At 64.6% G+C, this 8,923-nt stretch carries 12 protein-coding genes; 6 read left to right on the forward strand and 6 right to left on the reverse strand.

Annotation, left to right across the window (positions count from 1 at the left end; genetic code table 11):
- Positions 1–63: 63 nt before the first annotated feature.
- From IRZ12_RS12885 to IRZ12_RS12905, 5 genes are all read left to right on the forward strand, one after another.
- On the forward strand, positions 64–477 hold the full coding sequence (locus tag IRZ12_RS12885; RefSeq protein ID WP_296469045.1) for a flavin reductase family protein: 414 nt from the start codon (positions 64–66) through the stop codon (positions 475–477).
- A gap of 90 nt (positions 478–567) precedes the next feature.
- Positions 568–1,617, forward strand: a complete 1,050-nt coding sequence (locus tag IRZ12_RS12890; protein WP_296469048.1) for an amidohydrolase family protein — start codon at positions 568–570, stop codon at positions 1,615–1,617.
- A gap of 86 nt (positions 1,618–1,703) precedes the next feature.
- Positions 1,704–2,540 (forward strand): fumarylacetoacetate hydrolase family protein, encoded by an 837-nt coding sequence (locus IRZ12_RS12895; protein ID WP_296469050.1) that lies wholly within the window; start codon positions 1,704–1,706, stop codon positions 2,538–2,540.
- Positions 2,541–2,647: 107 nt separating this feature from the next.
- Positions 2,648–3,157, forward strand: a complete 510-nt coding sequence (locus IRZ12_RS12900) for a hypothetical protein (RefSeq protein WP_296469052.1) — start codon at positions 2,648–2,650, stop codon at positions 3,155–3,157.
- Complete coding sequence (locus IRZ12_RS12905; protein ID WP_296469054.1) at positions 3,157–3,615, forward strand: VOC family protein; 459 nt, start codon at positions 3,157–3,159, stop codon at positions 3,613–3,615. Before IRZ12_RS12900 ends, IRZ12_RS12905 begins: the two co-directional genes overlap by 1 nt.
- A 14-nt stretch (positions 3,616–3,629) precedes the next feature.
- Here the strand turns inward: IRZ12_RS12905 and IRZ12_RS12910 are convergent, their stop codons facing one another.
- The 6 genes from IRZ12_RS12910 to IRZ12_RS12935 all read right to left on the reverse strand — a co-directional run bounded on the left by IRZ12_RS12910 (position 3,630) and on the right by IRZ12_RS12935 (position 8,526).
- Positions 3,630–3,878 (reverse strand): hypothetical protein, encoded by a 249-nt coding sequence (locus tag IRZ12_RS12910; RefSeq protein ID WP_296469056.1) that lies wholly within the window; start codon positions 3,876–3,878, stop codon positions 3,630–3,632.
- An 88-nt stretch (positions 3,879–3,966) separates the two neighbouring features.
- On the reverse strand, positions 3,967–4,797 hold the full coding sequence (locus tag IRZ12_RS12915; protein ID WP_296469058.1) for a DNA-binding transcriptional regulator: 831 nt from the start codon (positions 4,795–4,797) through the stop codon (positions 3,967–3,969).
- Between the two features lie 63 nt (positions 4,798–4,860).
- A complete protein-coding gene (locus IRZ12_RS12920) occupies positions 4,861–5,907 on the reverse strand; it encodes a tripartite tricarboxylate transporter substrate binding protein (protein WP_296469060.1) in 1,047 nt (348 codons plus the stop codon).
- Positions 5,908–5,946: 39 nt separating this feature from the next.
- Positions 5,947–6,780: a hypothetical protein gene (locus tag IRZ12_RS12925; protein WP_296469062.1), complete on the reverse strand. Its 834-nt coding sequence runs from the start codon at positions 6,778–6,780 to the stop codon at positions 5,947–5,949.
- Between the two features lie 21 nt (positions 6,781–6,801).
- Positions 6,802–7,428, reverse strand: a complete 627-nt coding sequence (locus IRZ12_RS12930; protein WP_296469065.1) for a flavin reductase family protein — start codon at positions 7,426–7,428, stop codon at positions 6,802–6,804.
- A gap of 177 nt (positions 7,429–7,605) precedes the next feature.
- Complete coding sequence (locus tag IRZ12_RS12935; protein ID WP_296469067.1) at positions 7,606–8,526, reverse strand: LysR family transcriptional regulator; 921 nt, start codon at positions 8,524–8,526, stop codon at positions 7,606–7,608.
- Positions 8,527–8,622: 96 nt separating this feature from the next.
- Here IRZ12_RS12935 and IRZ12_RS12940 point away from each other — a divergent pair.
- Positions 8,623–8,923, forward strand: a 301-nt coding sequence (locus tag IRZ12_RS12940) for an SDR family NAD(P)-dependent oxidoreductase (RefSeq protein WP_296469069.1), incomplete at its 3' end; no start/stop codon positions are given.

An 8,923-nucleotide genomic window follows, 5' to 3' on the forward strand; every position in this document is an offset into this window, starting at 1 on the left:
CGTTTGGCTGAATCCAGAGAAGGAAACGACCGTTATCCATGTGCATAGTGAACTAGAAGCAGCATGACTCATGTTCCAACTACATTGACAGACGCCGATCCTCCCCTGGCCGCGATTGCCGTGCGCCGCGTGAGCAAGTTCACCTCGGCGATATCGCAAGGGGATCGGTTCGGCGTGAGCTTCCTGGTGGAAAGCCAGAAAGCGCTGAGCGACCACTTTGGGGGACGCCCCGCTGCAAGCATTGAGCCGCCGTTCGAATATCACAGGGGCATCCCCTTGATACGAGACAGTCTTGCGCAGCTTGTGTTGAGAACCGTCCATGTCCATGAGGCGGGAGACCACCTGCTGTACGTAGGCGAGGTCGAGCACTTGGAACTTGGCAGGGAGCGTCGGCCGCTCGTGTTCTACAGCGGCGGCTACACGCAGATAACGAGCCGCCCGCCCCTCGTTGTCTGGTCAGGTGATGCCGGGTGTTGAGGCGGCAGAGGCAGTGAACAAATCGACATGGATCAAAGGAGGAGGTAAGCCATCATGAATGCACGACACGGAAAAGGTAGGCGCGCTTTCTTGGCGAATAGCGCAGCGCTGATCGCTGCCACGGCCGGGACGTCGTTTCCCGCGCTCTCGGCGAGGGCGGCGGACGCGCCGCGCCGGATCGACGTGCATGCGCATTACCTGCCGGAAAAGTATCGCGCTGCGCTTGTCGAAGCAGGTCACTCGAAGCCTTCCGGCATGCCTGGGATCCCGGCGTGGAGCGTCCAGCAGCATATCGAGATGATGGACCGCAACGGGATCGCGTCATCCATTCTTTCTATCTCCGCCCCGGGCCTGCACTTTGGCGATGATGCCGCGGCCCGCGGCCTGGCGCGCTATGTCAATGAGGAAGGGGCCAAGGCCATGCAGGCCTTTCCCCGGCGCTTCGGCATGTTCGCGTCGCTGCCTTTGCCGGAGATAGACGGCTCGTTGAAAGAAATCGAATATGCATTCGATGTGCTGAAGGCCGACGGCGTCGTCGTTCAAAGCAACCATAATGGTGTCTATCTCGGGGATAAGAGGCTGGATCCGGTTTTTGCGGAACTGGACCGGCGCAGTGCGCGGATTTTCATACATCCCACGAATCCGTACTGCCCGTGCTGCAGCGGCCAGGATCCGGCCTTGCTCCCCCCGATCGACTATCCGTTTCCCATGATCGAGTTCATGTTCGAGACGACCCGGGCCGTATTCAACCTGATCCTCTCCGGGACGCTGGCGAAGTATCCCAACATCAAGATCATCGTGCCCCACGCGGGCGCCACGATCCCAGTCCTCGCAGACCGCGTCGCGGGGCTTTCTCCAGCCTTGGGCCTGCGAGAGAAGCTGGACGTGCCGCGTTTTTATGCAACGCTGCGCGAGCTCTATTACGACCTCGCGGGGTTTCCGTTGCCGCGCCAGGTCTTGCCATTGCTGCAGATAGCCGATCCGGGCCACATCCTGTACGGCAGTGATTGGCCGTATACGCCGGAAGCGCTGGTCAAGGCGCTGGCCGAACAGTTGGACAACAGTCGTTCGTTGCCGCCAGAGCTCAGCGCGGACGGCATGCGGCGCAATGCGTTGAAGCTATTCCCCAGGTTCGCCTAGTGCCGGTGCAAGGGGCCGCACGTACGGTGACCGGCGCAAAGTGGACCCAATAGGAGTGTCTTTCGAAAGATTGAAGGAACCAGACGATGAAACTGCTACGTCACGGCCCCGTTGGGGCAGAGAAAGCCGGCGCCCTGGACAAGCAGGGGCGGATGAGGGATCTGTCGTTGCTCGTGCCCGACTGGACGCCAGAGTGGCTGTCTCCGGAAAAACTGGATGCCATCGCAGCGATAGACCTTGAGCGGATGCCGTTCGTGCCGGAGAACAGCCGCATCGGCACGCCTGTTGCCGGCGTTCGCCAGTTCGTTGCCATCGGGCTGAACTACCGCAAGCATGCCTTGGAGTCCGGGATGGAAATTCCCGATGAACCGGTGGTTTTTGCCAAGGCCATTACGTCGTTGGCCGGGCCGAACGATAACGTCGTGTTGCCCGAGGGCGCTGAAACGGCCGATTGGGAGATCGAACTGGGCGTGGTGATCGGCACGACCGCGCGCCAAGTTTCCGTCGACGATGCGCTCAAGCACGTCGCCGGCTACTGCCTGGCGAACGACGTTTCCGAGCGCGATTGGCAAATCCATCGCAACGGGCAATGGGGCAAGGGCAAGAGTTTCGACGGCTTTGGGCCTCTCGGGCCGTGGCTGGTGACGGCCGACGAACTCTCCAACCCGCAGGACGTGCCGCTGGAGCTCAAGGTCAACGGCAAGACGGTGCAGAAGAGCAATACAGCAGACATGATCTTCTCGGTCGCCGAGATCGTTTCCTACCTGAGCCAGTTCATGACCCTGCTTCCGGGGGATGTGGTGATCACCGGCACGCCGGAAGGGGTGGGCCTCGGCATGAAGCCTCCCCAGTTCCTGCGGCGGGGGGATGTGATGTCGCTTTCGGGCGGCCCGTTGGGTACGCAGACACAGCGCGTTGTCTGATGTAGGCGCGTTCTTCCTCGATCCGCTCCAGCGGGCGCAGGACTGGCCGGCGCCATGCTGCCCCGGCCCGCGCGAGGGCGCTTCGGGGAATCCAGAAGGAGACATTGATGAGTTTCTCGCATTCTGCTGATAGCAACCTGCTTGCGGTGCACTCAGTGGACGAGTTCGTGTTCAGCGTGCCGGACCTGGTCGTCGCGCGACACTTCTACGAGAACTTTGGCTTGAACGTGCGCGACGAGGAGGATGGCTGGCTGTCCCTGTACACGTATCACCATTCTCATCGCTGGGGTCGCATTGTGCATGACGCTGGAAACCCCAAGCGGCTGCGATGGCTTACCTTCGGCGTTTACCCCCAGGACTTCCGGCGCTTTGCGCAGCTTTTCGCCGAGCGGAATGTGCCTCTCATCACGCCGCCTGCTGGCGCAGGGCGGGATGCCTTGGGCGACGCCTTGTGGGTCCAGGGGCCGGATGGGCTGCCCATTCAATTGCGTGTCGCCGCCAAGTGCTCCCCGTCCGGGTTTGGGCCGAGAGAGTTCCCCCCGGCACCCGGGCTGGGCGGGCGAAGCCTCGCAGCAAACAGCAGCGCGTACAGCCGCGGCACCTGTCCCATGTGCTGATGTTCACTGCCGATGTGGACAAGGCACGTGAGTTCTACGAGGGCATCCTGGGGTTGAGGTTGTCGGACCGCTCGGGGTCGCTGATTGCGTTCTTGCATACGCCGCATGGGAGCGACCACCATTTGATCGCGCTCGCGAAGTCCGGCGGGGGCGGCTTGCACCACACGAGTTGGTGCGTCCCCTCGATCGATGAGGTGGGCCAAGGCGCCCAGCAAATGGTGCGGGCAGGTTACCGCGAAGGCTGGGGCTTGGGGCGGCACGTCCTGGGGTCGAATTACTTCTATTACGTGCGGGATCCATGGGGAAGCTACGCCGAGTATTCCTTCGACATTGACTACATTGCCGCGGGCCAGGAGTGGCCGGCAGGCGACCACCCGGCAGAAGATTCCCTATACGCATGGGGCCCGGACGTGCCGGAGGAATTCGTGTTCAATGCCGAGATAACCGTTCCGGCATGAATCTGGGGGGCGGGTCATGGGGAGGCGTTTTCCTCCTCCGTTTTCTTGACCCCCCGCACATTCAGCAGGCCTAGCCCCACCTGCAGCGCGATCAAGGCCCACGCCTCATCGTGCAGCCCCCAGATCATCCAGAGGACGTTGCTCAGCAGGAATACCCAGAATCCCAGGTTGCGCCGGTGCTTCTTGCGGGATGCGACGAGCCACGCAGCCGCCAGGGAGGCGGCCATGGCTGGCCATTGGAGAGCATCGATGAGGTCGGGCATGGCGAGTCGGCATGGGCGGCGATGTCCTTGCCCCTCGCACGTTTCGTGCCCGCCGCATGCGGCGAAGCGCCCCTGGCGGGAAGCGAGCCTACCGGTCGGTCGAACCGTTCAATATTGCGGAAATCCGGTCCGCGGTCGTGCGCAGTCTCTCCAAATACCGCTCCACGGCCTGCTCGGGCGTCAAGACCGAGGAAAACCAGGTCAACCCCAGGGTGGCGACGGTGGCGTCGCCTTGCCGGACAGGAATGGCCATGGTGCAGGATTGCTTGCTGTATTCCGGGTCCCTGAGCGCGTAGCCGCGCATGCGCGTGAGCTCGAGGATGCGATCCAGCTCTTGCGGTGCGTGGGCGAGCCGGTCTTCTTCGCGTCCGCTTTGGCGCACGACGCTCAGGATCACCTCGCGTTCTTCCGGCGAACAGAAGGCGAGGTAGGCTCGCCCGAGCGCGCGGCCGACCATGCTTCGCCTCAGGTTGATCGAGGAGTGCAGGAGTGAGAGCGGCGATTGCGGGATGGTGCTGTAGCGGACCACCATCGCATCGACGTCGAACAAGGCCAGGGTCGTGGGCCATTTGATTTCGCGCGTGAGCTCGTCGCACAGCGGCGCTGCGACTTCGATGATGCGCGGACCGTGCACGTAGCCGCAGTTCAGCGAGCTGACGCCGGCGGCCAGGTAGTAGGCGCCGAATCGCACGGATTGGGCGACGAGGCCTTTGGCTTCGAACGTGCGCAGGAGCCGCGCGATGGTGGCCTTAGGGATGGCCGTGCGGCGGTAGAGATCGTCGATGGTGGAGACAGGCTGTCGGTTGAGCGCCTGCAGCAGTTCGATGGCGCGTTCTACGCTCCGGATGCCGGCCTGGGGGCGGGGGGCAGGCGCTCCGGAACCGGGGGATGTCGCGGAAGTCCTCTTGGCGGCAGTCATGCGATGCAGCATACCTGACGCGGCGCGCGGCATCGGCTGTCCGCGCTGCGCGCCGCCATGGCGTTAGTTGAGCTTGAGCCCGTGTTCACGGATGAAGTCGGCAATCTGCTTAGCCTCGCGCCGATATTTATCGGCGAACGCCGTCGCGTCGAGCTTGTCGATCACGATGCCTTCCTTGCGCAGCTTTTGTTGCGTGGCGGGGTTGTCGAGCGCTTGTTGGACGGCGGCATTGATTCGCTGGACGACGTCCGACGGCGTTCCGGGGGGCGCGAAGACCCCCAGGGCGCCCGCTGCATTGAATCCGGGCGCGCCCTGCTGCGCGATGACCGGCAGATTGGGGAAGTCCGGGCTGGGGTCGGGTGAGCCGATGGCCAAGGCGCGCACCGCGCCGCTCTGCAGGTGGCCTGCAGCCAGCGACGTGGAGCTGAAGATGGCCTGCACGCGCCCGCCCAGCATGTCGGTCAGCATCTGCGCCGCGCCCTTGTACGGTACGGCCGCCATCTTGAGGCCGAACGCGGCGTTCAGGTGTTCCAGGGCGAAGTGATTGGGAGAGCCGATGCCGCTGGTGCCGAAATTGAACTTGCCGGGCTGGCTCCTTACCAGTTGCAGGAACTCATCGAAGGTCTTCGCGGGAAAGTCAGTCGGGACGACCAGCAGCGTCGTGGGCCGGCCCACGGAGGCGACGGGCAGCAAGTCGTTGACCGGGTCGAAGGGCAGGCTTCGGTCGAGCGCCGCGGCGACTTGGAGCGAAGTGTAGGCGGTGAAGAGGATGGTGTTCCCGTCCGGCCGCGTCTTGGCGATTTGCGCGCCTGCGACGGCGCCTGCCGCGCCACCCTTGTTTTCCGGAACGATGGTGCGCCCGAGGATGGGGCCCAACTCACTGGCCAGCTGGCGCGCGACGGTATCGACGATGGCACCGGGCGGATAGCCAATGACCATGGTGAGCGGAGGTGCCGAGGCCGGGCCCTGCGCATGGGCGCCGAATGCGACGGCCAACGTGCCGGACGCCGCGAGGCGGCGCAGCGCTGTGCTCCACCACGTGCATCGGGCGCCAGGGTGCAGGTGTCTGCGACGATCGGGGTTCGGCGGACGGTGCATGGATTGCGTCATGGTTGTCTCCCTGTCGTTGTCGTGGCTGCCGGCCGGGGTTCAGGGCGCCGGCCGGGACGGATCCTCGTAATCTGCCGAGTTCGAAACCCACCCCTTGGCGATGAAGTCCCGCCTGGGCGGCGAGAAGATGTCGATCAGCAGGTGGTAGCCCGCACCCACGCCTTCGGTCGTGTGAATGAGGCCTGGCGGGATGACCAATAGTGAATGGGGTGGGGCCGGCCGGTGTTCATCGTCCCGCCAGAGGTTCGCGTTGGTGCCCCAGGGCGTGCGCAGGTGGTGGATGAAGTGGCCTTCGATCGCCAGCGAGCCTTGCTCGAAATCGGCGTGACTGTGCGGGCTCAGCTTGGTGCGGTCGCGCGGGCCGTCGTACTCCACCCAATTGATGCTCAGCGTGTCGGTCTGGAACATCTTGAGGCGCGGGTTGTCTGGTGGCGCGGACACGTCGTCGATGGACACGACGCGTACGCCGCGGGCTCCGGCGCGCAGCCGGAAGGCGGGCGTCGACGGGACGATGCGCGGGTCGTGGGCGCGTGCGTTGAGGTAGTCCGACGCGCGGAGGTCATTCCGGGTGCTTGCGATCAGGATGCCGAGCGCAGGCTCGTGGAGGGTGATCGTGCAGCGTCCCGCGGGGATGATGCACAGCGAGCGTCCCGGTGCCTCGGTCGTGCTGCTGCCGTGTTCGATCCTGGCCCCTGCGCCGGGAAGGAGTAGCAGCAGCTCGTGCGGGCTCTCTGCCGTGCGGGGCTGCGCGTGGTTGATCCATTCCACGCTGAAGTTTTGCGCCCGGCCGACTTGAGGTTCGCCGGCCGTCGCGGCTTCGGGGTAAATGATGAGGTCCGCGTCGGGCGCCATATTGGGATTGGGTGCGTTCATGGCTCGATTCGGGCGTTCGTTTCAAGGATGGGGAGGACTGGGGCGCGGCATCTCGACCAGTTCGCCGACCGTCGCATATTGGGCGCCGCCGAGCCGGGTCAGTGGCAGGGCGCGCGCGACGTCGAAGCGCCCTTGCGCGTCGACGTACTCGTCATCCAGGTGCACGGCGACGATGCTGCCGAATACGACGGAACTATGCGTTTCGCCGCTGCGGGTCGGTTCGATCTCGACGATGCGCAGCAAGCGGCACTCCAGGTGGGCGGGAGATGCTGCAACGCGCGGCGGTGCCACCTTCATGCTCGGCAACTTTTCCAGCCCGGCGAATTCGAACTCGTCGACGCCCGGCGGAAGGTTTAGCGAGGTCTTGTTCATTGCCTCGCGCAGGTCCCAAGTGGCCAGGTTGGCGACGAATTCGCCGGTGGCGCGCACATTGGCCACGGTATCTTTCTCGGGCCGGTCGGCCGCCGCATTGCACGAAAAGATCAGCACCGGTGGAGCGGTCGAGACCAGGTTGAAATGCGAGAAGGGAGCCAGGTTGGCCCGGCCGGCACGGTCGAGGGTACTGATCCACCCTATGGGGCGAGGCGCGACAATGGCATTGAACAGGCCTCTTCGGTAGTCGGTGGCGGTTTCCAGGTCGAGAAACATCGTTGGGCAAACCTCGTGGAGGGAGGGCGCGCGGGCCTTCCCGGATGACTGCGGGTACCGAAAATATAAGGAGAGGCCCCGCGCCGGGCCACGGATTTTTTCCAGCTTTCCTGAGAGCGGAAAGCTTGGGGCCGTACGGTGACGCGCGCTCCAGGCGCGCCGGATAGATCGTCCGGCTCAGGCCTCGCGAGCGCCGGGTAGGCTTTGCTCCACGACCTCTGCAAGCCAATCCATGAAGGCCTGGACCCGGCGCGGCACGTGCCGCCGGTGGGGATAGAGGAGGGTGACCGGCAAGGCCGGCGGGCGCCAGTGGGGCAGGATCTCGACGAGTTGGCCGGTGGCGAGGAGGTCCCGCCTGGGGCTGGAGACGGGCGCCTGGACAATGCCCAGCCCGGCGAGGCAGGCGGCCTCGTAAGCCAGGCTGTTGTTGACGGTGACGACGTCGGCCATGGGAAGGGTGCGCAGCGTCCCGCCTTCCATGTATTCGAAGGCGGCGGGGCCGCCCCCTAGGTCTGCGGCATAGCGCACGAGCCGGTGATGAGCCAGGTCTTCCAGGCTGTGCGGGGTGCCGAAGCGCTCAAGATACGCAGGGGAGGCGAAGTTGGACTGCGGCAGCTCGCCCAGCCGGCGGGCGACCAGCCCGGAGTCTTGTAATGCGCCGACCCGCACCACGCAGTCGAAGCCTTCGCGCACGAGGTCGACGCGGCGATCGGTGCTGCTCAGGTCCACCTCCAGCCGGGGATGGCGGGCGAGGAACTCGGGCAGCCGCGGAATGATTACGCGTGATGCCATCAACAGGGGCACGTCCGCGCGGATCTTGCCCTGTAGTGCAGCAGGCTGCCGCTGGAACAGGCTTTGGACCTCTTCGGCTTCCCCCAACAACGATTGCGCACGCTCGGCCAGCAGGCGGCCATCGTCCGTGATTTGCACGGTGCGCGTGGTGCGGTGGAAAAGGCGCGTGCCGAACTCTGCCTCGAGCCGTTGCACTACGGCCGACACCCGTGCCCGGGTCAGGCCCATCCGGTCCGCCGCCTGGGTGAAGCTGGCGGTTTCGGCAACGTGCAGGAAGATGCGCAGGGCGTCGAGGTCCATTGTCAATCTATTCTGGATAGTGAAGGTGAATTTTGGCGATTTTTGTTGTGATTGTCATCAAATAAAGTGCTTTCCAGGTCAATCACCATGGAGAGCAATGTCATGACTACCTCAACTTCTCGTGTCGCCCTCATCACCGGCGGCAGCCGCGGCCTGGGCCGCAATGCGGCCCTGCACTTGGCCCGCGACGGCGTCGATATCGTGCTGACGTATCGCAGCCGCGGGGACGAGGCCCAGTCCGCCGTGCGCGAGGTCGAGGCCCTGGGGCAGCGGGCCGTTGCATTGCAGCTGGACGTCGGCCAGTCGGGCAGCTTCGCCGAATTCGCGGCACGCCTGAAGCAGGTCTTGCAGACCGTGTGGGGCCGCGGGCAGATCGACATCCTGATCAACAACGCCGGCATGG

Origin of the sequence: Pigmentiphaga sp., assembly GCF_019689535.1 — a bacterium.
Classification (GTDB): Bacteria; Pseudomonadota; Gammaproteobacteria; order Burkholderiales; family Burkholderiaceae_B; genus Pigmentiphaga.

Coding starts and splice junctions, on each gene's coding strand:
- IRZ12_RS12885 (WP_296469045.1), top strand. CDS start 64: ATGACTCATGTTCCAACTACATTGACAGACGCCGATCCTCCCCTGGCC.
- IRZ12_RS12895 (WP_296469050.1), top strand. CDS start 1,704: ATGAAACTGCTACGTCACGGCCCCGTTGGGGCAGAGAAAGCCGGCGCC.
- IRZ12_RS12900 (WP_296469052.1), top strand. CDS start 2,648: ATGAGTTTCTCGCATTCTGCTGATAGCAACCTGCTTGCGGTGCACTCA.
- IRZ12_RS12905 (WP_296469054.1), top strand. CDS start 3,157: ATGTTCACTGCCGATGTGGACAAGGCACGTGAGTTCTACGAGGGCATC.
- IRZ12_RS12910 (WP_296469056.1), bottom strand. CDS start 3,878: ATGCCCGACCTCATCGATGCTCTCCAATGGCCAGCCATGGCCGCCTCC.
- IRZ12_RS12915 (WP_296469058.1), bottom strand. CDS start 4,797: ATGACTGCCGCCAAGAGGACTTCCGCGACATCCCCCGGTTCCGGAGCG.
- IRZ12_RS12920 (WP_296469060.1), bottom strand. CDS start 5,907: ATGACGCAATCCATGCACCGTCCGCCGAACCCCGATCGTCGCAGACAC.
- IRZ12_RS12925 (WP_296469062.1), bottom strand. CDS start 6,780: ATGAACGCACCCAATCCCAATATGGCGCCCGACGCGGACCTCATCATT.
- IRZ12_RS12930 (WP_296469065.1), bottom strand. CDS start 7,428: ATGTTTCTCGACCTGGAAACCGCCACCGACTACCGAAGAGGCCTGTTC.